Raw genomic sequence first — 24,616 nt, 5'->3', positions numbered from 1 at the left:
TAAAGCTCAAAAGCGAGAGGAAGTTCGAGTATTTATGCTTTGATTCAGTGAGCGTTATGCCAACAAGGCTTGGTCGGTTCTACAGCGATGCTCATCTTCCTTTGCACGAGCAATAACTGCAGCCGAAATGATTCATGTCATTTCGGCTGCAGTACATAACTCATTGATAGGTTGGTCAGTAACGACAAATTAATCACTGTAATCTGTGTCAGATATCTGTAATTCAGTTTTTTAATGCGTAGAAAGCCGATCTTACTTTGAGGCAAGTAATTGATGAAATTCTATTATCTTGGTTGGCTGCCAAAGTGATTGGTTTCGATGCGAAACTAAAACCAATGTACAACTCTGTTCGCAAATAGCCTTGGCTACACGCTTTTCTGTCTCTTCATCCAATGCCGAGGTGGCCTCATCCATTATCAGAATCGGTGCATTTTTGATAAGCGCGCGTGCTAAGGCAAGCCTTTGGCGTTCCCCTCCCGATAACCCTGCGCCTTGCAGGCCGACTTCTTGGTAAATGCCCAGTTCTGATCTGTCTAATACTTCATCCAGAGCCACTTGGCGTGCCGCTTTATCTACGGCTTGATCGTCGGCATCAGGGTTACCAATACGAATGTTACTGGCAATGGTGCCTGTAAAGATGAGTGGATCCTGCGGCACATAGGCGAAAAAGCGGGCAAGTTCAGTTGCGGGAACTGACGTGAGCGGCACCTTGCCCAAAGTGATCAGGCCTAGGGTGGGATCATCAAAGCGCATCAATAGCTTAAGTAAGCTGGTTTTACCTGAACCGCTCGGGCCACAAATCAGCACGCGTTCACCTGATTCGATAGTGGCATTGATATTTTGCACCGCAGGGGGAAATGTTACGTTATTCAATTCGATTGTATGATTGTTCGGTGTCTTTTGTTGCGCTTGGCTTGGCTCTTTGAGCGTTGGCGCATGAGTCGCTTGTCGATAGTGTTTAATAGCCGCTAACTGATCATTAATGCTTATTGCCGCCACGGCGAGAGTCTCAAGTGGCGCCGCCGCGCGCATGGTCAACATCAAAACAGCGAGCAGCATTATCGTATTGTTTATACCGGATAGCACCAGGTAGAGTGCCATGCCTGCAATAGGTAAAAAACTGGCGATAGCCGACAGTAATGTTGCTATAGCAGCGGCGCGATTAGTTCGTTCCAATGCGATTTCTTGTGTTTGCCAGTTTTGCTCCACCCGTGTTGTTGCGCCGCTATATCCTGCTGCTGTGCGCAGTAACTCTAAGTGGTCGATCAGTTCAAGAGTTGACTGCTCTGCAGCCAATTCAGTGTTGTTTCGGTCCATATCTGCGCGGGCAAGGGCTCGTTGCGCCATACTCTGAATCACAAATGACATCAGCAACAAGCTAGCCAACATTAGTACCAGTGGTATGCCACCGATCAATCCTATGCCAAAGGTAATGCAGAGCGGAATAAGCGGTGCATGAATAAATACCTGAAATTGATGTGCCGGAATACTCATAAAGCCAGGAATACTCCGAGAGACAGTTTCTATGAGTAGTGTCCTGACACTCGGTGTAAACCAAGAGAGTTTCGCTTGTTGCATGGTCGTGCCTAATGCACTGTAGAGCGCATTGGCCAGCCTTGCGCCAGCCCAAAAACCTGAACGCGAAGCCAGTATTGTGGTGAGTATGGTTATTGCGGCAATCGATAGCACTTTTTGCGGTGATTGCTGCTGAGTAATGGCTAAAGCCAGTTGAATGTAGCATGCCGCTTCCAATATGGCCGCCACAGCCCAACCGCAGGCAACAGGTATTAAGTGCTTTATGGCTGCGTAATCTTGGGGACGATTTATCATTGGCCTTCTCCTTCCCTGTGATGCTTGAGTGCGAGCTTGTCATCCGCCAGCTCGGCAAGCGTTAAGTCATGGGTGACCATCACAATCGTTTTGTGGTTTGTTTTTGCGTGATGGTGTAGTGCTGTGAACACGTTAAACGCCGTTTCGCTGTCTAGGGCCGATGTGGGTTCATCAAGCAATATCACCCTAGCGGGTGAAAGAAACACACGGGCAAGATTAACGCGTTGTATTTCACCGCCAGACAGTGTGCTCGCATGAGTATTTAAGGGTTTATCCAATTGCGCACAGTGTAATGCTGCTAAGTAATCGTCATCCGTGGCACAAGGTGCGGTGAGCGCGAGATTGTCGGCGATGGAGGTCGCCAGTAGTCCCGCACTTTGTGGTAATAGCATGATCGCGCGATTAATCGAGGCTTCATCCATCTCTTTGAGTACCATACCAGCGAGTCGAATATCTCCGGCATGTAGCGGCTCCATGCCAGCTAATAAGCGCAGTAATGTGGATTTACCAACACCACTGATCCCTGTAACTGCTGTCACTCTGCCAGATCTAAATTGATAGTTAATGGGCACAGATTGATTGCTTGTAGACAGTGAAGGCACAACATTCGTGAGGGTGAGCGGCATAGGTGTATTAAGCTCAATATTGCCGCTACCAACAGGAACTCTCGATTGCTCAAGAAAATCCGTTAGCCGCTGAGCGGCAGCGCGGCCCGTGGCGAGATAATCAAGCCCATGCCCGAGCTTTAGGGCTGGCGTGACTATGGCCAGACTGAAGAACAAGGCTGCAGCAAGGTTTTCTGGGGGCCATTCATACCCGATGGCATAGACAATCGCAAAAGTACAGACAGCCTGCAGTAGTGATGTGGCCACGGCGACTGAAGTTGATACCTTGCTTACCCGCTCAAGAATATCCCCAATAAAATGTGTCGTTGCCTTTTGGTAGTCGGCCATAGCACCCGTTTGTGCGCCATAAATGCGAAATACAGGCGCACCACGGGCGTAGTCATCTACTGCTGCAGTGATATTTCCCATCACATTGACTCGTGCTTCCCCCTGTTTTGCTGCAAGCCTTGGGATCACCACCAAATAGAAAAGCGCTGCGACTAGACCTGGGATAAGGGCAAGTAATGCCACTAAGCCCGCACTTAAGATCAGCAAACCAATAGTGATGACAGGGACAATAATAAAGGTCGCTAGCTCAGAGGGTAAATGCGCGATCATATGATGCAATGACGCTATGTCATCGACCATTAATCGCTTTAACTTTTCGCCCTTATATTTTGCCAAAGTACTTGGTGGCAGCCTGACAAGATGCGCTGCAACCTGACGCCTTAATCTTCCAGAAAATTGCGCCTCAGCATTGTGATTAATCCAAGAGGCGCTACCAGAAAGCAGTGCCGACAATATCCAAAATATGAGCGCACCCGCTAACCAAAATGAATGATGTCCAGCAATAAGCTGTATTACGCACCAGAGTGCACTTAGTGCCATCACGCCGGTACCAGCCGCTAGTAATGTTCCGAAAGTGAGTGCGGGAATCGCCGGACGTAGGGCGAAGGCTAATGTTGAAGTGGGACTGAAAAGTCGCTGCATTTTAATGTTCACCTAAAAAATCGAAGTGGAACAGGCTGGGCTTCGATCTGGAAAGTGTGATTAACACAAGGCCAATGAAGCGATGAAGTCTTGATATTGCAGAGTAAAAAATAGTCTGAGTGCCAGAGTTTATGGGCAAATGAACATCCACGAGCCAAATTCCTTGTTTCATAAAAATTGAACCGCCATGAGATGGCGACCATATTAAGCGGTCATTTTTATTTATCAACACAGTGTTGATAAATGTTTTGAACGGCGATAATATAATTGATAACTATTCTCATTGGCAACAAATCTTTCGTATAAGGAGTTATTACACATGCCCCGATTTGGTAAGTTTTACCCACAATCAAAGTGGGTTATCGGTTCTCTTGCGCTGGGGCTTAGCGCTATTTCCGGCTCAACTATTGCTGACAGTGGAACTGCTCCGGATAAGCAATCCAAGCAACAAGATGCAGCGGGAAATATTGAAGTCATCACAGTTTACGGTCAGAAAATCGAGCGCACGCTGAAGGAAACGGCTAGCTCAGTGACAGTGATCACTGAAGAACAGTTGAGGAAAAATGCCGACCAATCAACGATTTCTGAAATTCTCGGCGGTACGCCAAACTTAATTTATGCCGGAAATACCGATGCGCCCATTATCCGCGGAACAGATACTAAAGGGCCTGTTGCAGCGGGTAATGCCTACTTATCTAAGCCTGTGCCTGGGGCAACTATCAGTGTTGATGGTAAATATCTGAGCCCCGCAGAACTGGATTTAGGTGCCGCAGGCGTGTGGGATGTGTCGTCTATTGAAGTTTACCGTGGTCCGCAAACGACCAGTCAAGGAGCCAACAGTATTGCTGGCGCTGTAGTGATCCATACCCATAACCCCACTTATACGCCAGAATTTGCAGCACAAGCACTTTATGGCAGTCGGAATAAGCAGCGTTTTTCGGTTATGGCGTCCGGTGCGCTCAGTAATGACTTTGCCGCAAGAATTAGCGCAGATTACAGTGCTAGAGATACCTTTGTTGATTACGTTAACCCAGATTTTACTGCCCATGATTTGGATTTTGAGTTTAAAAACCAAAATCTACGGGCGAAGTTGCTATGGGAACCCGAAAAATACAGCAACTTTTCCGCCATGCTGACTTATTCCTCCACTGAGGCTAAACGTCCCAGAAACGAGGTGGTATCAGAACCCTATGATGACTTAGAAAATCGTTCAATTTTTCAGGACAATCAAGAAGTCAGTAATCGTGTTGGAATTTTTGATCTTGAATATGTGTTCGACAATGGGATGAAGTTGCATAACCAACTGCAGTATTCAGAAGGGCAGTTTGATTATCGGTTCGCAGCACCTTATCAAGGGATCGCAAAACGAGATAATGAAAACTTTTCGAATGATATAAGGCTGAACTTTGGTGACAAGAGTTCAGAGTTTAGTGGGGTTGCCGGTGTCTTCTACTGGGATGATAAAACCAACAACAAGCTGAACAACGTATTTGGTAATGCCGACGCAGACCTGAGACATACCAGTTTTGCCCCCTACGGTGAAGTCATATGGCGCTTCTCACCCAAGTGGGCATTCACCAGCGCTCTTCGTTATCAGTCTGATGAAATTAGCCACGATGGTATTGCCAGCTACATCCCAGGTGTGCGCCATCAATATGAAGAGACGTTTACGGCTTTATTACCTAAGGTTGCCCTGTCCTATGATCTGACAGATAACGTCTTAATCGGCGCTATGATCAGTGAAGGTAACATTCCTGGGGGCACAGGTATTAACTTCCGCGGCGGCGAATATTATACCTTTGATGCCGAATCGGCATGGAACTATGAACTTTTTACCCGTATCGATCTGCTTGAACAACGCTTAATCATAAATAGCAATCTCTTCTACACCCGCTTTAAGGATTCACAACGTTCAGTTACTGACTACCTCGATGGACGTCCCTTTGGTTCTGTCATTATTAATGCCGATGAAGCGCAAAGCTATGGGATTGAATTAGATTGGAACTTTAAAGTTGCCGATAGTTTTAGCTTATATGGTGGGCTGGGTTTACTTGAAACTGAGATAAGTGAATTTAATGACTACCGTGGCGAGGAGTTTGTCGGCAACGAGTTTAGTAAAGCGCCGGGATATATGCTCAATATAGGGTTTGACTATTCAATCACAGACACTATCAAAGTGAGCGGTGATGTGCGCCATACGGATGGATACTTTTCAACGGATACCAATGAGCCAGAGTTAAGAGTGGGATCTTACACTACGGTAAACCTGAATTCTTCCTATCAAATCAACCAATATTTTGAAGCCTTTGTTTATGCACGCAATTTGCTGGATGAACGTGCACCCGTGGCAAAAATGGCTGACAGAAGTACCGGAGGCGTGGATGCATATTTACTTGAACCTCGAGAAATAGGTGTAGGCGTTAGGGCGAAGTTTTAGCGGCTAGCTTCTACCCGCTGTATTGGGTATTGCCATGCAGCGGGTAGCAAGAGCGGTTAGAATGGCTTTTTTGCCTTGGAAACCTTATCGATATGACACAAGTACCGGAGCAACTTACTCAAAAACGCCAGCGTGGTAGACCAAGCCGTATTTCCCGTGAGGCTATCGCCAGAGCTGCGTTGGAGATTGGGGTTGATCAAGCGACCATCCCTGCTATAGCCGCGCATTTAAAGGTCGATCATTCTTCCCTCTACCATCACGTAGCAGGTCGAAATGATGTTATCTCCATTGCCGCTGAGCTTGCAATTAATGAGCTGGACTGGCGAGCGCCAGCGGCCACAGATTGGCGGAGCGAATTGATCATATTGACCGATGCCATTTGGGCACTCTATGAGCGTCATCCTGGCCTCGCTGAGTCTATCCATCAGGCCAGTGTTACGCCGTCATCGGGTATACGTTCTTTTGCTGAATCGGTCGAAAAGCTGCAACGCAAAGGCTTCTCCCTCGATGAAGCAGTGCTTGCCGTTGATATCTTAGTTGACATGGTGGGGGAGTGCTTTTTGGGATGGTGGTCAACCACTAAACCAGAGGCCGATGGTCGGACACGTAAAGAGCGAATTATCGCAATTTGGGAAGATGAAGCCTCCAAGCTCCCTGATAAAGCTGAGCAGATAAATGCGATGGTAGACATCATGAAGGTGGGCGCCCGCAAATGGTGGGAGCGAAAACGTGACTTAGTGTTAGCGGGTATTGCCGTTACCCATGCCCAAAAGGCAGGGGGATCCGATAAGGCTCAAACATAGCGCGTCGATATGAAAACCTCATAGCGGCTGCAGATTAGTACAAGATTTATTGCGTATAGGAAGTATCAGCTTGTGAAGGTGGTTTATGCACTGACGTGCTTTTTTGTGCTTTGTTTTGCCTCATTGCTGCTAGGCGCAAAGTATGCCTCTGTGACGCAGATGCTGACGTTCTCGGATGATGTTTGGTTGGTGTTATCTGCTAGTCGTCTGCCGCGGCTCTTTGCCTTGATTTGCTCAGGTGTCGGGCTCGCAGTCTGTGGCGTGATATTACAGCAGATTGTGCAAAACAAGTTTGTTGAACCTGCTACTTGTGGCGGGCTTGATGCCGCCAAACTAGGCATATTAATTTCAATCATTCATGCCCCGAGTATGGGGGTTACCGCCAGAATGTTGGGGGCTTTGGTTTTTTGCCTGCTTGCGAGTTTAGCCTTTATTCTGATTATTCGTGGTATTCGGTATAAGAGTCCGGTGCTCATTCCAATTATTGGGATTATGTTTGGCAGTGTACTCAGTGCGATAGCGGAACTTTATGCTTATCAAAACAATATGATGCAGAGTATGCAGGGATGGATGCTGGGTGATTTTTCAAAAATCGTGCAGGGTAACTACGAAATCATCTATCTGATCCTTCCCGTAGTCATACTGACCTACCTTTATGCACAGCGCTTTACCATTGTAGGAATGGGCGAAGGCTTAGCTACCACACTAGGCCTGAGTTATTTCAACCTAGTTATCTTAGGGTTAGTGCTGGTTTCCCTGACCATAGCGACCACAGTTATCACAGTCGGGAGCATTCCATTTATTGGTTTGATTATTCCTAATCTTGTCGCTATGCGTTACGGCGATAATTTAAAACGTACCTTGCCTATTATCGCCTTTGCTGGCGCAACACTACTGATTATCTGCGACTTACTTGGTCGGCTTGTTTTGTATCCCTTTGAAATTCCTATAGGTCTAACGGCAAGCTGTTTAGGTGGACTCATATTTTTAGTTATCGTTTGGAAAATCAAATGAAAGACAGTGCATGGCGTTTTTTGAGCTGGGGGCTGCCTATTATGTTGGCAGTCACATTTTTATTGATGGGCTCAGGCTTTGATTTTGACTATGTCATACCGAATCGATTGGTGCGTTTGGGCACTATTTGCCTTGGTGGTGTCTGTATTGCGTTTTCTTCGATACTGTTTCAGACCTTAGCCGGAAATCGCATTTTAACGCCATCTATCATGGGGTATGAAGGGGTTTACTTGATTTTGCAGGCTCTGTTGATCCTTATCTTAGGGACGGGCAGCAGTATTCTGATCACCGCTAACAGCAATTTCTTTGTCTCAGTCGTGGTGATGTTGCTTTACTCAACGGCGATTCACCGCTGGCTATTTAGTGGAGATCGACATGATGTGTTCTTCCTACTGCTTGTGGGCTTAGTGCTCACTGTGGTGTTAGGCAGTTTTACTCAGTTAATCCAATATTCTATCAGTCCCGGTGAGTTTTCTATTTTCCAGAGCTATAGCTTAGCGTCGTTCAACCGCGCTCAACCAGAGCAATTGCTTATCTCTCTAGTGCTTGTCAGTGCCGTGTGTATTGCCGCTTGGAGAGTGCGCGCTGTACTTGATGTATTACTGATGGGGCGGGAGCAAGCTATCTCTCTTGGTATTGATTATCAAAAAGTGGTGCGCCTGCTATTGGGTCTTATCGCGGTATTGGTCGCAATATCAACCAGTTTAGTGGGGCCGACTGCTTTTATGGGGATATTTGTCGCGAACATGGCCTATGCACTGGCAAGGCATCCGTCGCACTCATTTACTTTGATAACAGGATGCGCCGTTGCTATCTCGGTTTTTCTGATCGCGCAAATGCTCGTTGAGCATCTGTTTAATTATCAAACCAGTGTTGGGCTGTTAATTAATCTATTTTGTGGCGCCTATTTCTTTGTCTTAATTCTTAAACCTCGGAGCGCAGTGTGATAACCGTCAATAACTTATATCAGTCTTATGGCGCGAAACCTGTGCTAAAAAATGTCACTGCACAATTTCCCGAACATCAGATGACTTCTCTCATCGGCCCTAACGGTGCCGGCAAAAGTACCTTACTGATGTCGATTGGTCGGTTACTGAATATCCAGCAGGGCGAGGTATTACTCAAAGGTACTGCTATCCACAATATTCCCTTGAAGGATTATGCCAAGCAAGTGGCAACCATGCGTCAGTTTAACAGCCTCAATTTACGCCTGACGGTCAGGGAGTTAGTGGCATTTGGTCGTTTTCCCTATAGCCAAGGGGCACTCACAAAGGAAGATCATTGCGCCATTGATGAAGCGCTGTCGTTTTTAGCTTTACAGTCATTAGCCAATGTATTTATTGATGAACTTAGTGGCGGACAACGCCAAATGGCTTTTCTGGCAATGGCGATTGCGCAGCAAACGGATTATTTATTGTTAGATGAACCGCTCAATAATTTGGATATGAAACATGCCGTTAGCATAATGCGGGCGCTTCGTCATCTGTGTGACGATTACAAACGAACGGTAGTGTTAGTGGTTCACGATATCAATTTTGCGGCTAACTACTCCGACTATATTGTCGGTATGAAGCAAGGCGTTGTGCACTGCGCTGGACCCGTTGAAGAGGTCGTCACAGCACAAAGGTTAAAAGCACTGTACGAACTGGATCTTGAGGTGCTGAAAACGAGTCAAGGAACTGTATGTAATTATTTCAACTTCAACTTACAAGGAGAATACAAGTGACGTCGAAATGTAGAAGTGGGACTAAAGTGGTAGCGATTCTGTTATTTAGCTCGGCTTTTTTGCTGGCCTGCGACAATAAAACCGAGTCATTACAGCCTGCATCATCGGATACGAGTGCTTCAACGGTTGAGTTGGAGTTTGCCCCGATAGAGGTAGAGCATAAGTTGGGCACTACTGTTATTACAAAACGGCCAGTACGCGTTGCGGCCCTAGATATGAATGAAGTCGACTATCTCGAACAGTTGGGTGTTCCGATTGTCGGTATGCCAAAGGATTTTGTTCCTTACTACCTGAAAGACTACAGCAACAATAGTGATATCGTTGATTTAGGTGCTATCGTTCAACCCAATATGGAACGTATTTATGCACTTAAACCCGATTTGGTGCTGATGTCATCCGTTCAAGCTAGTCATTATCAAGCGCTTTCCAATTTGGCACCAACCATTCATTTGGATATTGATTATCAAGACAGCAACAGCGATTACTTTGATATAGTCACAAAACACTTATTGATGCTGGGTAAATTATTCGATAAGTAAACCTTGGCAAAACATAAAGTGGATGAACTGGAAACTAAGATCCAAGCCGCCAGAATGGTGATTAAGGACAGGCCTGAAAAAGCCTTGGTGGTGCTACATAATAACGGCGCTTTTCGATTTTTAGGTATTCGTTCTCGCTATGGGTTTATTTACAGCGCGCTAGGGGTGAAACCCGCTAGCCTTTCAGAGCAGATGGGATTGCACGGTCAACCTGTATCAAGCGAGTTTATTCTTGAAAACAATCCCGACATCATTTACGTGGTTGACAGAACCGCAGTGATGGAGCGAAGCCCCGTATTGGATAAACAATCTATTGATAATCCTCTTTTGCGTGAAACTAACGCTTGGAAGACGGGGAACATTATTTTTGTGGATCCCGAGGCTTGGTATATAACTGGGGCGGGCATAACATCCCTTAATATTATGATTGATGATGTGTTAAAGGGTTATGTAAAGTAGATGGCTGCAAATAGTCTATGGACGGCATAGCTAATGACTCATGAGATAAGTTACCTCTTGTAACATTTAAGCCCTACGGCTTAGGTAAATCGGTTTGCAACTTTAGTAGTGCTTAACATACAATCGCCTGCCAAATTATCTGAGGAAGTAGGGTTTGAATAGTGTGATACAAACAAGACGCACCCTAGCGATATGGCTTGCTGCCATATTGGTGCTATTGTCTGTTGCCATTGCTGTTCACAGTGTTTCCCATGCTAGTGAAGACTCTAAGGCCAATTGTTCGCTGTGCTTACATCAGCACCAGTTGCAACATGCGCTAACCAGTACCCCCTTTCATTTTCAACTCGCTCAGCAGGGTTATATCTCGGTTGAGTTTCAGGCCGTTTCCTTTAAGCGACCTTTTAGTCGTTTCTTCAATAGTCGTGCTCCGCCCATAACAGCATAAGTTACTGTTTATTCAATTTATCTTAATTAACTTTGAGCGCCTTGGCTTAGCTAAGGCGCCTATGCTGTTTATTTTCGGAGTGAAAATGACTTCTTTTTATGTCCCTAAGCGCACTGCGCTGTTGCTGGGCGCCTTGTTTGTGCTCAATCCTATTTCAATGTTGTTGGCCGCAGAAAGCAGTCAATCGAGTTCACAAGCTATTGATACTGTGAGTGACGCAGTGCTTGACACTGACATTGAACGTTTAAGTATCCACTATCGCCAAGCCTATCGTGGCAATGTGTCCTCAACTGAACTTCCCCAAGCGATCAGTGTGTTAGACGAGCAATTGATAAAAGATGCGGGGCTGACGCGGTTTCAAGATGTACTGGACTATTCCGCGAGTGTGGCGCGGCAAAACAATGGCGGCGGTTTATGGGATAGTTTTTCCCTACGCGGCTTTCCGGGCAACGAAAACATGCCATCGGGGTATTTAATCAATGGCTTTAATGGTGGCCGAGGTTTTAGTGGTCATAGAGATTTATCAAACGTTGCCTATGTCGAGATTTTAAAAGGCCCAGGTTCGGCACTTTATGGCCGCTCGGAGCCCGGTGGCACAGTTAATATCGTCACTAAGAAACCCCAATATGAAACCAGTGGTTATTTAAAAGCATCGGCTGGGAGTTTCGACCAATATCGGTTAGAAGGTGATGTGACCTCAGGTTTAACCGATAACTTGGCATTTCGGATTAATGGCGCTTGGCAGGAACACGATAGTTTTCGTGATTATGTGTTTAGCGATAAAAAAATCGTTACGCCGTCTGTGCGTTGGCAGATTTCCGAAAAAGCTTCCTTGCTGTATGAAATGGAATACCTCAAGCAGGAACAGCTATTCGATCGCGGCATTATTGTGCTCAATAACGATATTAATACCGTACCCCGCTCGCGTTATTTAGGTGAGCCTAATGATGGCGCAACGGAGGTGAATGCCACAGGGCATCAGCTGACCTATGACTATGAATTAAATGATTGGTCATTAACTGCTGGCTATAACTACCGAGACTCTAGCTTGAAGGGGTATTCGTCTGATGCCGAGTTAGCAAAGGGGCGGCAATCGCTATTTGATGATGGTCGCACGCTGACTAGGCAGCACAGATATCGTGACTACGCCTCTGAGGATAATTCGCTGCGTCTAGAGTTAAGTGGTCATGTGGATACGGGTTTTATTCGTCATAATTTGCTGCTTGGTGCAGATGTCTATCACTACAATTTGAAGACGGGACTGTATCGTTATCGGGGCAAAAAAGGTGAATACGCCATCGATATCTATGCCCCTCAATACGGTGGGCCTCAGCCAGAGGTGAGTTTGTTGTATGAGAATAACGAGACTCAAAAGGCGTGGGGGACCTATCTGCAAGATCAAATGGATTTAACAGAAAAGTGGAAGTTGCACCTTGGGCTAAGGTTCGATAGTTATCAGCAAGATATCAGTGAAGTCGCGAAAGATACTCTGTCAGAGCAAACCGATAGTCGAGTCAGCCCCAAGGTGGGTCTGGTGTATTTATGGTCCGATGCCTTAAGTTTCTATAGCTCTTATTCTGAAGGCTTTTTACCGCTTTCTGGAACTGACTTTGCGGGTAAGCCATTCGAAGCGGAAGAGAGTCAGTCGGTTGAACTGGGGATGAAGTTTAATGGTACTTGGTTAAACGATCTTCCTATAAACGGTAGTTTAGCCGTGTTCGATGCCCAAAAGAGCAATATCTTGACCTCAGATCCTATCAATGTTGGTTTTTCTGCCACCTTAGGTAAAGCTAAAAGTAGCGGGGTTGAACTCGATTTAGCCGCCGAACTGACGGAGGATTTACAAGCAAAATTATCCTATGCCTATCTTAATACCCGTACCGCCAATGACAGCTTGAATCCTGATTGGGGCGTGCTCATTCCTGCAGGCAGTCCACTGGTGAATGTGCCAAAGCATACCGCGAGTGTGATTCTGAAACAGGATTTGAATAGGCTTTCTATTGATGGTCATCTAGGGCTTAGCTGGCGTTATGTGGATTCGCGCCTCGGCGATTCTGCCGATCCGAGTTTTCAATTGCCTTCTTATCAGTTACTTGGGTTGTTTATGAACACCCACTTAAGCGACAACTTAAGCCTTGGAGTGAATCTGGATAACTTACTGGATGAACATTACATCGCGAGTAGCTATTCCGCTCTTTGGGCCGTGCCGGGTGAGCCACGTAGCATTAAAGTGAGTGTCAGCTATGAATTCTAATATCAGTGCTAACCCAGCGTTATCTTCAGGTTTTGCCGAGCAAGAACTGGGTCGTTCTATTGGCCGCACCCGGATTAATAGTATCGATATGATGCGCGGCGCCGTGATGCTTATCATGTTACTCGACCATGTGCGGGAGCGGTTTTTCTTTCACATGCAGGTGAGCGATCCTATGGATTTGAGTTCGACTTCTTGGGGGCTTTTTGTGAGTCGCTTTGCCGCCCATTTTTGTGCGCCAGTCTTTGTGTTCTTAACCGGGGTTTCTGCATGGCTTTATGCCAATCGTAGCCATGGCGAGCCACGTTCAGCACGTATGTTTTTGATTAAACGCGGGCTGTTTTTAATCGCGCTGGAAATTTTTGTGATTAACTTCTCTAACCTCTCTTGGATGGTCAGCTATTACACCCTTTGGTTACAGGTGATTTGGGTGATTGGTCTGAGTATGTTAGCGCTCGCTGCGCTGATAAACCTGCCTAGACCTTGGATGGCCCTTTTAGGATTTGCGATTGTTTTTGGCCATAATCTGTTGACACCAATTGGTTTTCAGCCCAATGAGTGGGCTTACGGTCTGTGGACCATATTGCACGACCGTGGTTATCTCGTCAGCGAAGGTGTGCTTAGGGTTAAGGTGAGTTATCCCGTGCTGCCTTGGATTGGGGTGATCTTACTGGGTTATGTTGCAGGGCTACTTTTTAGTAATAAACCGAACGGAAGCCATCTTGATGCATCGGCTCGCCAGCAAAAGCTGTTGTTTTTAGGGATCAGCTGTTGGGTACTTTTTGCGGTGCTACGTGGGTTTAACCTTTATGGTGAAACCTTGCCTTGGCAGTCGGGGGCACATTTGGGTGAAACCTTGATGTCGGTATTCAATTTAACGAAATACCCGCCATCATTAAGCTTTTTACTGGTGACCTTAGGCGGCATGTTCTTTTGCTTAGTGGCCTTTGAGCGGTATTTTGCATCAAGTGGGAAAGTGGGTGGGAGATTAGCGCGAGTGGGCCATGGGTTGTCTGTGTTTGGCTCAGTCCCTATGTTCTTCTATATCTTACATTTGTACGTGCTGTTACTGCTTTATACTTTAGCGAAATTCATCTTTGGCGCAAACCATGGTGAGTACTTTGGCGTGAGCAATATAGGATGGGTTTGGTTTATCGCGGGCGTGTTAGCCATCGCATTGTATTATCCCGTTAAGCGATTTAGCGAATATAAAAAGCACAGCACTCAGGCTTGGATTAAGTACCTCTAATCTATTCTGTTTGATCAAGCTTTAAATGCAAAAGTCGCCAAGTGTTTACTTGGCGACTTTTTGCTTTGGTCAGAGCAATAATCTATTTAGCGATTATTCTGCGAGTAAGCTGCGTAACATCCAAGCGTTTTTCTCATGCAGTTGGATGCGCTGGGTGAGTAAGTCCGCAGTCGCCTCATCATTCGCTTGATTCACCAGCGGATACAAGGCTCTGGCATTGCGGATTACTAGCTCCTGATCGCTTAATAGTTCGCGGATCATGGTTTCGGCTTGAGTGACACCTTGATCTTCTTTTATCTCGGTCAGCGCGGCATAGGCTGAATATGAGCCGAGTGCTCTGGCGCCTAATGCACGTACACGCTCTGCGATAAGGTCGACCGCAAGGGCTAGTTCGGTATACTGCTGTTCAAATAGCAAGTGTAAGCTAGTGAACATTGGGCCAGTAACGTTCCAGTGAAAGCTATGGGTCTTAAGGTAAAGACTGTAGCTGTCAGCCAATAGTTGGTTTAGCCCTGCGGCGATTTCTTCTCTGTGAGCTTGATTGATACCTATGTTAATCATGGCGTTTTCCTTCTATTGTCTTACTGAGTGTGTTTAGTCTAATCTTCTGATATTAAATGTAAAATGAGTAAATTAGATTTTGTAAATCTATAAATTCGATTGAACTTCCGAGTGTTAAATCTCGTAAGCGATAAAGCCAGATATCATCTCCTTTCGCCGTGCTGCAGTAACAATGCCATGGCAGAACTGCTATCCTAGCGGCATATTGTGAGTTGATACTTTAATTGAATAAAACTGACCCTAATGAATAAATCAGCCTATTTAACCGCCATGAATGTGACAACTTGGCGAGTGCGCGACACTAAGGTGAAACCTTATTTAGTGATTTGGGATGAAAATGGTGAGTTACCAGAAGCAGAGCCGCTTATTGACGCTGTGCTAACGCTTATCGACATAAAGCGGGACGAATGTGATTTTGACTGTGAGCCCCATACGGGTAAACAGATCGTTTGGGATCTGCGACGTCACAAAGTCAGGCCACGTACCGCATGGTTAGTGTCTGAGCCGTTGGCCGATTTATTGGTGGGTTGGCAGGCTAAAAGCGCGCTCTGGCAGCAGATTTACCAATGGCGCGACCAAATTAGCGGCCAAGCGCCAAGCAAGTCTTAAGCTTTACTCGTAAATACATTAATAACCAATACTTTGGAATACCGGCGTTGAACATCCCACCAGTAGATAGTCTATTCACGACACCATTCGCAGCACAATTGACAGTAGGTTTGCCTGTTGAGCTTGTGGCTCTCACGCTTGAAGATGTTCCCCAAATGGCGCAGCTTGAATCCTTGGCCCATAGCCATCCCATGAGTGAGGGGAATCTTGCCGATTGTTTTGGTCACTTGTACCGTGTCCTAGGTTTACAGCTGAGTGCTCACTTAGATGTAGGTGCAAATACTGAGGCAAATATTGACGTCGATTCGGATTCAGATACTTATCACATCGAAGGACTTTTAGGGTTTGCGATAGTGCAGCAAATTATCGATGAAGTGACTTTATTGGATATTTGCCTATTACCGAGTCAGCAGGGCAAAGGTTACGGCAAGTTATTACTCAAGGCTGTGATGGCATCGGCCAAGGTATCGGGCGCTGTGGTGCTTATGTTAGAAGTGCGAGAGTCTAATCTCGGCGCCCGTGCTTTATATCAAAAGGCTGGCTTTATTGAATCGGGACGTCGCAAAGGTTACTACCCGATAGAGGGCGGTAAAGAAGATGCTATCTTGATGGATTTAGCGATAACCCAAGAATAAGCAGAGCATTAGTGTTCATGTCGTATAACGACAGCTATACGAACCACTCTTCATAAACAACAGTCATAAAAAAACAGCCAATAAAAAACAGCGCCTAAGCGCTGTTTTTCTATTTTAATAACCTTGAAATCTACATCACCTAAGCTCTGCATCTAAGCAAGAAGGTTATTTCACTTCTTTACCTTGGGCTTGCAGGTCCGCATGGTAGCTTGAGCGCACTAATGGACCACAGGCTGCATGGGTAAAACCTAATTCATCGGCTAAGGCTTTAAGCTCATCAAACTCTGCTGGTGGCACATAACGTTCAACCGGCAAATGGAACTTAGACGGCTGTAGGTATTGGCCTAAGGTCAGCATTTCAACTTTATGTTCTCGCAGATCACGCAGTACTTGAGCGATCTCTTCGTTGGTTTCACCCAGTCCCATCATCAGACCTGATTTAGTGGGCACATTGGGATGACGTTCTTTAAAGCGTTTTAGCAGATCGAGCGACCATTGGTAATTCGCACCTGGGCGCGCTTTACGATAATGCATGGGCGCCGTTTCTAAGTTGTGGTTAAACACATCAGGCGGCTCAGTCGATAAAATATCTAAGGCAGCATCGATACGACCACGGAAATCAGGCACTAAGGTTTCGATCTTGATGTCCGGATTAAGCTTGCGGATCTCACGGATACAATCGGCAAAATGCTGTGCGCCACCATCACGTAAATCGTCACGATCTACAGAGGTAATCACCACATATTTTAGCTTCATATCGCGGATTGTTTGCGCCAATTTAACTGGCTCTTCAGCATCAGGCTTAAGCGGACGACCATGGGCCACGTCGCAGAATGGGCAACGACGTGTACAAATCGCACCCAAAATCATAAAGGTTGCTGTGCCGTGGTTGAAGCATTCCGCGAGGTTAGGGCAAGAGGCTTCTTCACAGACAGAGTGCAGGCCATTTTTACGCAGCGCTTGCTTGATGTCTAAAATGCGTTGATTCGATGCTGGCAGTTTAACCCGTAACCAATCGGGTTTACGCAACATAGTGTCGCGCTCTGATGGGACGATTTTGACCGGAATACGAGACACTTTATCGGCATCTCTTAGTTTTACTCCGGGTTGTAAACGTTCAGGCCTATTCATGACGCTGCTAATCCTTGATGATGAACTAGGTGTTGATAGCCCAGTAATTGGCTAAAAGTAATAGTAAGTTGCTCGCCCGCTTCAATCACGGTTTGTGGTCCGCCAAGTGCTTTGCATTGCACCATTTCAAGACCGGCATAACCACAAGGGTTGATGCGGCGAAATGGTGCTAAATCCATATCGACATTAAGGGCTAATCCATGGAATGAACAGCCTTTACGGATGCGTAATCCGAGGGAGGCAATTTTACGTTCATCCACATATACACCCGGCGCATCGGCCTTGGCATAAGCGTTAATGTCGTACTTGGCGAGCATATCGACAATGCTTTGCTCTATATGAGTAACGAGTTGACGCACGCCGACTTTACTACGTTTTATGTCGAGAAGAGGATATACCACTAGTTGTCCAGGGCCGTGGTAAGTGACTTGGCCACCACGGTCCACTTGGATCACCGGAATATCGCCAGCATTCAAAATATGCTCGCTTTTACCAGCTTGGCCTTGGGTAAACACGGGTGGGTGTTCTACTATCCACAGCTCATCTGGGCTCTCACTATTACGCGTGTCAGTGTAATGCTGCATAGCATGCCACACTGATTCGTAATCTTGTTTTCCAAGATGCCGAATGTGCAAAGTCGTGTCTTGCAAGGGCAACCTCTCCCCTTAGAATTGAGTGGCGCTATTATACGCCTCTTGACCATAAATGTAAGACAGATCACATTTCATGGCCTTGAGGAATATTTATAGTACGCGGCGTACGCCTTCGATAGCGGCAAGTTCAGTGTACAAAATTTCGATATGGTCTTTGCTTGTCACTGTCACGCGGATAGTAATGGAGTGATAGCTACCTTTGCTCGACGTTTTTGTCGAAGGTGAATAATCACCCGGTGCATGTTTTTGTACCACAGCCACGACTTTGTCAGTTAGCGTTTCGTGGGCTTCACCGACGACCTTAAAAGGAAATGCGCAAGGGAAATCCATCAGTTCATCAAATTTAGTGTCTAACATACTCAGTACTCTTAGCGGCTATATTGGGATATATATGGTGGCGATTATACCCGATTCAAGGGCGATGCACTCCCCAAAAAAATAAAGCCACCCTAAGGTGGCTTTATTTATGGGACTTAGCTTAGCTAAACCATCCAGAAAACATCTGCTTAAAGTAATCGACTAATTTACTAAACCAGCTACCTTCGTTGACTTCTTGCAAGGTCACCAGCGGGAACTGGGCAATGTCTTTACCATCAAGTTGGAAGAATAGACGGCCTACAGTTTCACCTTTTTTCAACGGTGCATCTAATGGCTTAGTCAACTCGAAGTTTGCTTTCAAGTCTTTACCACGGCCACGGCTGATTGTAATAGGTGTATCAGTTGCGACGCCTAAATCAACAGTGCTCTTGTCACCGTACCATATTTGTTGGGTTGTGAAGCTATCACCCGCTTTGTAAGGCGTGACAGTTTCAAAGAAACGGAAGCCATAGGTCAGTAACTTTTTACTTTCAGCTTTACGGGCTGATTCACTTTGAGTACCCAGAACCACAGAAATCAAACGCATGCCGTCTTTGGTTGCAGATGCGACTAAGTTGTAACCTGCACCAGAGGTGTGGCCTGTCTTGATACCGTCCACGCTCATGCTGTTATCCCACAACAAACCATTACGGTTATATTGTTTGATACCGTTGAAGGTATAAAATTTTTCGCTATAGATGCGGTATTCTTCTGGAACGTCGCGGATTAAGGCTGCACCTAACAATGCCATATCATAGGCAGTTGTTTTGTGGTTTTCTGAGTCTAATCCATGGGAGTTTTCGAAGTAGCTATCACGCATACCCAGCTGTTTTGTCCATGAGTTCATCATGTCAACGAAGGCGCCTTCGGTGCCAGCGATATGCTCTGCCATAGCCACACACGCATCGTTACCCGATTGGATGATGATACCGCGGTTTAAATCCCCGACTTTAACGGTAGTACCGACTTCAATGAACATCTTCGAGGAGTCAGAGAAGTTTTTAGACCAGGCATTTTTACTGATAGTCACATCATCATCGACCGAGACATTGCCCGCTTTGATTTCTTGACCTATGACATAGCTGGTCATCATTTTAGTTAGGCTGGCTGGGTTAAGGCTTTCATAAGCGTTACTCTCAGCGATAATCTGGCCCGAATTATAATCCATCAAGACGAAAGCCTTGGCGGCCACTGCTGGTGCATCAGGTGTAATAATAGGCTGCGCAGCATAAACGGGGAGAGACACACTGGAAATTAGCAGCAATGTTTTAATGGGACTTTTTACAAAATTCATCATTAACTTGGCACGTCTTTTGGTTGTATTAAATGGAAAGGATTCGAGAAGATCTCCAACAGTGTACCACTTTCTGACTGTGGGTTTTAGTGAAGGTTCCTTCATATCTATTTTTAAATCAATTCTGGTCCGAGCAAACAGTCATTACTCATGGACTATATAGCCCTCAGGAAAGCCATTTTGCTGGACGTTATTGAGCAGTTTGTCTGCTAATTCAGGTTGGCCTATGGGGCCGAGCTGTAGTCTAAACATATTGTTTGCGGCTTGTACACGGGTCTTTACCTGATATTTTCGCTCCAGATTTTTCGCCATGGTATTGAGTTTGGCTTTATCTTTCGATGCGACTAACTGAATGTAATGATTACCTGTATCTTGCGCGCTGGCAATAGCCGAATTAGTGGCCGCGACACTGCCGACATACACCACATCGAGTTTGATCCGCGCGGTTCCTTTGCCGAGCATGCCGAGTTTATAGGCGGCGGCGTAGGAGACGTCGAGAATACGGTCTGAGTGGAATGGCCCGCGATCGTTGATACGAATGATCACTTGCTTATTGTTATCTAAGTTAGTGATCCGAGCATAACTTGGCAGTGGCAGCGTTTTATGGGCACCTGACATGGAATACATGTCATAGGGTTCGCCATTGGATGTCTCATAGCCATGAAATTTTTCACCGTACCATGAGGCACGGCCCGTTTCACTAAAACCTTGGCCTGTGTTCATCACCGTGTAAGACTCGCCGTAAACCGTATAAGGCTTGTTACCGCGGCGACTATAGGGCTCGTACTTAGGCGTGGCATTTGGCACATGATCCACATTGGGTGGATTGAGTGGCAGCTTGTCATTCTTTAGCGAATAGCGCCCCTTGTTGGGGTCCATATTTTTTTTGTTTGTGCTGGAGCTAGCTTGGTTTGGGCTCGAAGAACACGCAACAAGTGTGAAGCACGCAACCAAAGCGACAAGCTGTAAAAGATTATTTTTTAGCGGCATGCTGTTCCTTTAATTGTTGGCTAAATTGATAAACGGCCATTGAATACAAAGGACTGCGATTATAGCGAGTGATTACATAAAAATTGTTTAAGCCAAGCCAATAATCATCGTGATCGGCTTGTTCCAGTTTAATGAGTAAGGCTTTTTGCGAGACATCCAAGTCCCTCGCATCAGCCAAGGACAAGGTTGGCGTTAGAATATTGGCGACTTTATAATTGAGCTTTTCGCCTGCCCATACTTTTGCTTTTGGCGCTGTTTGGCTGCTATTGACCAGCGGCAAAGCAACTGGTGCATTGGCTTGCCAACCGTGTTCATGGAAATAATTGGCAACACTGCCAATTGCATCCTCTGGGCTTTGCAATAAATCGCGGTTACCACTGTTATCGAAATCGACGGCGTAATGGCGGTAACTTGAGGGAATAAACTGTCCATAACCCATGGCACCCGCATAGGAGCCTTTGAGGGTATTGATATCTAAGTGTTCTTCTTTGACTAATTTCATCAACTCACCAAATTCCTTGCGAAAAAAGGTGGCGCGAGGCGGGTAGTGAAAACCTAAGGTATAGAGGGAATCAATTACGGGGTAATTACCTGTGAACTGACCGTAGAAGGTTTCAATCCCAATAATGGCAACGATAATCTGTGAGTCGACATGGTACTTAGCCGCCGCTTTAGCAATGGTTTTCTCGTGTTTTTTCCAAAAAGCGAGCCCAGCATCAAGACGTTTTTCTGTTAAAAAAATCGGGTAATACACATGCCAAGGTTTTGCTTCCCATGGACGGGTCATCGCATCGATAACCCCTTGGTTGTATTTTGCTTTGTCTAGAAAAGCGAGCACTTCTGTCCGAGTAAAACCTTGTTTTACTTGAGCTTGGATAAACTCTTCTTTGAGCTCAGCGGGAGTTGCGGGTACTAGTACTTTATCCACTGCGGGAGCCACTGGGGTGCTTGAAGCGGGTGCCTGCGCGGGTGTCGGTTCATTTGCCGTGGTGCATGCGACTAAGCATGAACTTAAACACAGTAAACCGAGTGGAGCCAAATAAGCTCGGAGAGTAGGCATAAAAAAGTCCCTAAAATTATCTATCTACGAAACGTCTATGGGTATGAATGCTCATAAGAATGCCAAACCCTGTCATCAATGTCAGCATGGAGGTTCCACCATAACTGACAAGGGGCAGTGGTACACCTACCACGGGCAGGATACCTGAAACCATGCCAATATTCACAAAAACATAAACGAAAAACGTCAGCGTGATACTGCCAGCCAGTAGACGAGCGAAACTGGTTTGTGCGCGGGAGGCGATGACTAACCCACGGCCTATGATGTAAAGGTACATAATTAACAGTAAGATACTGCCAATTAAGCCAAATTCTTCACCTATCACCGCAAAGATAAAATCGGTATGGCGCTCGGGAATAAACTCAAGCTGTGATTGAGTGCCTTCGAGCCAACCTTTGCCCCAAAGCCCACCTGAGCCGATGGCGATTTTCGACTGGATAATGTGATAACCCGCGCCGAGGGGATCTTGTTCAGGGTCGAGCAGGGTTAATACCCGCGTTCTTTGGTAATCGTGCATCAAGAAATACCAAAGGATAGGCAGGAAGGCGAGTACTGCCGCGATAAAACTGCCAACAATGATCCAGCTCATACCCGATAAAAACAGCACAAAAATCCCCGATGCGGCCACCAAAATTGAGGTGCCTAAGTCGGGTTGTTTAGCGATCAATAGGGTTGGTACGAGTAAAATCACTCCTGCGCCAGCGAGGTAACGTTTCTTGGGGGGAAGAGGGAACTTACTGATATACCAAGCCATTGTGATGGGGAAGGCGAGTTTAATAAGCTCTGAGGGTTGGAACTCCATAAAGCCTAAGTTCAACCAGCGCTGCGCGCCTTTATTGATTTCACCGAAAAAGTGTACCCCAAGCAGCAAGACAACCCCCGCAAGATAAATGGGTAATGCCCAACGTTTAAGCGCTTCAGGATTGATTTGTGCCATGGTAAACATGATGCCTAGCGACAACACCATACGGAATAGTTGTCGTTCCATCATCTCTAAATCTGCACCGCTGGCAGAATAGATGACAAACAGGCCAAAGCCCATCACAGCTAATAGTCCGAGCAATAATGGCAAGTCTATGTGCAAGCGTTGCCAGATGTTTTGATATTGGCTATGGGTACTCATGGTATGGGTTTCCAAGTATCTCTAAGCATATATTCATCGAGCATAGCTCGAGCGACTGGGCCAGCATTTGCGCCGCCCCAACCTGCGTTTTCCATCACGACGGCGAGGACTATTTTAGGATCCTCGAAGGGCGCATAGGCCACAACTAAGGCATTATCGCGGAAATGTTCGGCAATTTTACTGGCATCGTATTTAGTATTTTCCGCCACGCCGATGACCTGTGCAGTACCGGTTTTCATTGCGGCAGTGTAAGTGGCATCGGTAAAGCGTGACTTATTTGCAGTTTGGCGCATAGCTTCGTTGATGATGTTCCAGTTACGGGGATTTTTAAGTTCAATTGGCGGTAACTCATTAATCGGTGAGTCAATTTTGGCAGTATTGTCTTTAATGGATCTCAGCAGATGTGGCGGGAGACGGCGGCCTTTGTTGGCCATAATCCCAACGGCATTAGCGAGTTGTAATGGCGTTGCCGTCCAATAACCTTGGCCAATACCTACGGAAATGGTGTCGCCTATATACCAAGCTTGATTGTACTTTAAGCGTTTCCATTCTTTGGATGGCATATTGCCAGCCGATTCTTCAAAGATATCAATCCCTGTATTTTGGCCAAAGCCAAATTGTTCCATAAAGCGGGCGATATGATCGACACCGACCTTATAGGCTAACTCATAGAAAAAGGTATCGCAGGATTCTACAATCGCGCTATAAACGTTGACCCAGCCATGCCCCCAGCGTTTCCAGTCGCGGTATTTACGTTCAACACCAGGTATTTGCCAAAAACCGGGATCCCACACTCGGGTACTCTCGCTAATGGCTTTCTCATCAAGGCCTAACAGTGCGAGGTGAGGCTTGATGGTAGACGCAGGTGCATATTGACCTTGAGTCGCACGGTTGATCAAAGGGCGGGATTTATCATTGAGTAACGCACTGTAATCTTTGCTATTAATGCCTTGTACAAACTGGTTTGGATCATAGCTTGGGCTCGATACCATAGCTAATACTCCACCGTCACGGGGATCGATGGCAACAATAGAACCGCGCAGACCTGTGAGTAGTTCCACCGCTTTTTGTTGCAGCTTGAGATCTAAGGTGAGGTAAATATCTTGCCCCGGCTCTGGCGGCACAATTTTTAAGGTGCGAATGGCGCGGCCGCGGTTGTTCACTTCTTCTTCTAAGTGTCCGGGTTTGCCATGCAGCAAAGATTCATAAAATTTTTCAATGCCTTGCTTACCAATGTCTTTGGTTGCCGCATAGTTTTTCCACAGATCGCTGCGTTCAAGTTGGGCGCGATCTCGGGTGTTAATTTTGCCTACATAGCCCAGCACATGGGTGATTTGCGCGCCGTAGGGATAGTTACGTTTAAGACCCGCTTCGACTGAAATACCCGGAAATCTGTGTTGGTTAACACTAAAAATGGCCACTTGCTCTTCGGTGAGCTGGTTTTTCAGTGTTAACGGTTTGAAACGGCGATGAAATTTCAGGGCGTCAGTAAAGGTTTCGCGCTCGTCATCGCTGATCTCAATTAACTTGCCGAGTTCATCTAAGGTCTCTGACATGTTACTGATTTTTTCAGGCACGAGATCGAGGGAATAAAAGGGTAAATTTTCAGCTAAAAGTATGCCGTTGCGATCGTAAATGAGACCACGACTAGGGGCAATTGGAACAACACGGATGCGATTATCATTTGAGCGAGTTGCATAATCTTTATAGGATTCAACCTGTAAATGATAAAGGTTGGTGACTAGTACGCAAAATAGAGCGAAAACGCAAAAAAAAGTGAAAAGCGCCCTGCGCTTAAAAAGAGACGCCTCGGCGGCGTGATCATGCATTGTTATCCGCTTTTTTGGCGACACTT

The 24,616-nt window shown here is 46.1% G+C and carries 21 protein-coding genes and 1 pseudogene; 11 read left to right on the top strand and 11 right to left on the bottom strand.

What is annotated here, in order from left to right; translation table 11 throughout:
• Window positions 1-252 precede the first annotated feature (252 nt).
• Window positions 253-1,830 (bottom strand): ATP-binding cassette domain-containing protein, encoded by a 1,578-nt coding sequence (locus L5M51_RS11075; protein WP_105251674.1) that lies wholly within the window; start codon window positions 1,828-1,830, stop codon window positions 253-255.
• On the bottom strand, window positions 1,827-3,425 hold the full coding sequence (locus L5M51_RS11070) for an ATP-binding cassette domain-containing protein (RefSeq protein WP_263172695.1): 1,599 nt from the start codon (window positions 3,423-3,425) through the stop codon (window positions 1,827-1,829). The genes L5M51_RS11075 and L5M51_RS11070 overlap by 4 nt, the downstream gene beginning before the upstream one ends.
• Window positions 3,426-3,744: 319 nt before the next feature.
• Here L5M51_RS11070 and L5M51_RS11065 point away from each other — a divergent pair, with 319 nt between their 5' ends.
• The 9 genes and pseudogenes from L5M51_RS11065 to L5M51_RS11025 all read left to right on the top strand — a co-directional run bounded on the left by L5M51_RS11065 (window position 3,745) and on the right by L5M51_RS11025 (window position 14,348).
• Window positions 3,745-5,862, top strand: coding sequence for a TonB-dependent receptor (locus L5M51_RS11065; protein WP_263172693.1), 2,118 nt, complete (start codon window positions 3,745-3,747; stop codon window positions 5,860-5,862).
• A 92-nt stretch (window positions 5,863-5,954) separates the two neighbouring features.
• Window positions 5,955-6,665 carry a TetR/AcrR family transcriptional regulator gene (locus L5M51_RS11060; protein WP_263172691.1) on the top strand — a complete coding sequence of 237 codons (711 nt, stop codon included), beginning with the start codon at window positions 5,955-5,957 and terminating at the stop codon, window positions 6,663-6,665.
• Window positions 6,666-6,737: 72 nt separating this feature from the next.
• Window positions 6,738-7,679, top strand: coding sequence for an ABC transporter permease (locus tag L5M51_RS11055; protein WP_315942860.1), 942 nt, complete (start codon window positions 6,738-6,740; stop codon window positions 7,677-7,679).
• Window positions 7,676-8,626, top strand: coding sequence for an iron chelate uptake ABC transporter family permease subunit (locus tag L5M51_RS11050; RefSeq protein WP_263172689.1), 951 nt, complete (start codon window positions 7,676-7,678; stop codon window positions 8,624-8,626). The genes L5M51_RS11055 and L5M51_RS11050 overlap by 4 nt, the downstream gene beginning before the upstream one ends.
• Entirely contained in the window at window positions 8,623-9,405 is a 783-nt protein-coding gene (locus L5M51_RS11045; RefSeq protein ID WP_263172687.1) for an ABC transporter ATP-binding protein, read from the top strand. The genes L5M51_RS11050 and L5M51_RS11045 overlap by 4 nt, the downstream gene beginning before the upstream one ends.
• Window positions 9,402-10,403: pseudogene (locus L5M51_RS11040) on the top strand (siderophore ABC transporter substrate-binding protein). Before L5M51_RS11045 ends, L5M51_RS11040 begins: the two are co-directional and overlap by 4 nt.
• A 154-nt stretch (window positions 10,404-10,557) precedes the next feature.
• Window positions 10,558-10,848, top strand: coding sequence for a DUF2607 family protein (locus tag L5M51_RS11035; RefSeq protein WP_028761491.1), 291 nt, complete (start codon window positions 10,558-10,560; stop codon window positions 10,846-10,848).
• 85 nt (window positions 10,849-10,933) lie between these two features.
• Window positions 10,934-13,102 (top strand): TonB-dependent siderophore receptor, encoded by a 2,169-nt coding sequence (locus L5M51_RS11030; RefSeq protein ID WP_263172685.1) that lies wholly within the window; start codon window positions 10,934-10,936, stop codon window positions 13,100-13,102.
• Window positions 13,092-14,348 (top strand): DUF1624 domain-containing protein, encoded by a 1,257-nt coding sequence (locus L5M51_RS11025; RefSeq protein WP_263172683.1) that lies wholly within the window; start codon window positions 13,092-13,094, stop codon window positions 14,346-14,348. Before L5M51_RS11030 ends, L5M51_RS11025 begins: the two co-directional genes overlap by 11 nt.
• Window positions 14,349-14,441: 93 nt before the next feature.
• On the opposite strand, the gene dpsA is transcribed toward L5M51_RS11025, so the two are convergent.
• Window positions 14,442-14,909: a DNA starvation/stationary phase protection protein DpsA gene (gene dpsA, locus L5M51_RS11020; protein WP_028761488.1), complete on the bottom strand. Its 468-nt coding sequence runs from the start codon at window positions 14,907-14,909 to the stop codon at window positions 14,442-14,444.
• A gap of 243 nt (window positions 14,910-15,152) precedes the next feature.
• Here dpsA and L5M51_RS11015 point away from each other — a divergent pair, with 243 nt between their 5' ends.
• Together L5M51_RS11015 and rimI are read left to right on the top strand one after the other, a co-directional pair.
• Entirely contained in the window at window positions 15,153-15,518 is a 366-nt protein-coding gene (locus L5M51_RS11015; protein ID WP_263172681.1) for a hypothetical protein, read from the top strand.
• Between the two features lie 47 nt (window positions 15,519-15,565).
• Window positions 15,566-16,153 carry a ribosomal protein S18-alanine N-acetyltransferase gene (rimI, locus tag L5M51_RS11010; protein ID WP_411569248.1) on the top strand — a complete coding sequence of 196 codons (588 nt, stop codon included), beginning with the start codon at window positions 15,566-15,568 and terminating at the stop codon, window positions 16,151-16,153.
• 165 nt (window positions 16,154-16,318) lie between these two features.
• Here rimI and lipA read toward each other — a convergent pair whose 3' ends face one another.
• The 8 genes from lipA to mrdA all read right to left on the bottom strand — a co-directional run bounded on the left by lipA (window position 16,319) and on the right by mrdA (window position 24,614).
• On the bottom strand, window positions 16,319-17,284 hold the full coding sequence (gene lipA, locus L5M51_RS11005; protein WP_028761485.1) for a lipoyl synthase: 966 nt from the start codon (window positions 17,282-17,284) through the stop codon (window positions 16,319-16,321).
• Complete coding sequence (gene lipB, locus L5M51_RS11000; protein WP_028761484.1) at window positions 17,281-17,934, bottom strand: lipoyl(octanoyl) transferase LipB; 654 nt, start codon at window positions 17,932-17,934, stop codon at window positions 17,281-17,283. The genes lipA and lipB overlap by 4 nt, the downstream gene beginning before the upstream one ends.
• A gap of 93 nt (window positions 17,935-18,027) precedes the next feature.
• Entirely contained in the window at window positions 18,028-18,294 is a 267-nt protein-coding gene (ybeD, locus tag L5M51_RS10995; protein ID WP_006082758.1) for a DUF493 family protein YbeD, read from the bottom strand.
• Window positions 18,295-18,415: 121 nt separating this feature from the next.
• Entirely contained in the window at window positions 18,416-19,591 is a 1,176-nt protein-coding gene (locus L5M51_RS10990) for a serine hydrolase (protein ID WP_028761483.1), read from the bottom strand.
• 141 nt (window positions 19,592-19,732) lie between these two features.
• Window positions 19,733-20,578, bottom strand: a complete 846-nt coding sequence (locus L5M51_RS10985) for a septal ring lytic transglycosylase RlpA family protein (RefSeq protein ID WP_131523223.1) — start codon at window positions 20,576-20,578, stop codon at window positions 19,733-19,735.
• A complete protein-coding gene (gene mltB / locus L5M51_RS10980) occupies window positions 20,562-21,638 on the bottom strand; it encodes a lytic murein transglycosylase B (protein WP_263172680.1) in 1,077 nt (358 codons plus the stop codon). Before mltB ends, L5M51_RS10985 begins: the two co-directional genes overlap by 17 nt.
• A 16-nt stretch (window positions 21,639-21,654) precedes the next feature.
• Complete coding sequence (gene rodA / locus L5M51_RS10975) at window positions 21,655-22,761, bottom strand: rod shape-determining protein RodA (RefSeq protein WP_028761480.1); 1,107 nt, start codon at window positions 22,759-22,761, stop codon at window positions 21,655-21,657.
• The gene (mrdA, locus tag L5M51_RS10970; protein WP_131523225.1) at window positions 22,758-24,614 is read right to left on the bottom strand and encodes a penicillin-binding protein 2; all 1,857 of its coding nucleotides are present in this window, start codon (window positions 24,612-24,614) and stop codon (window positions 22,758-22,760) included. Before mrdA ends, rodA begins: the two co-directional genes overlap by 4 nt.
• Window positions 24,615-24,616: the final 2 nt, after the last annotated feature.

This window comes from Shewanella sp. SM73 (genome assembly GCF_025653795.1).
Classification (GTDB): domain Bacteria; phylum Pseudomonadota; class Gammaproteobacteria; order Enterobacterales; family Shewanellaceae; genus Shewanella; species Shewanella oncorhynchi.
Note: the sequence above shows the minus strand (reverse complement) of the source record. Positions and strands in the feature narration are given on the sequence as shown.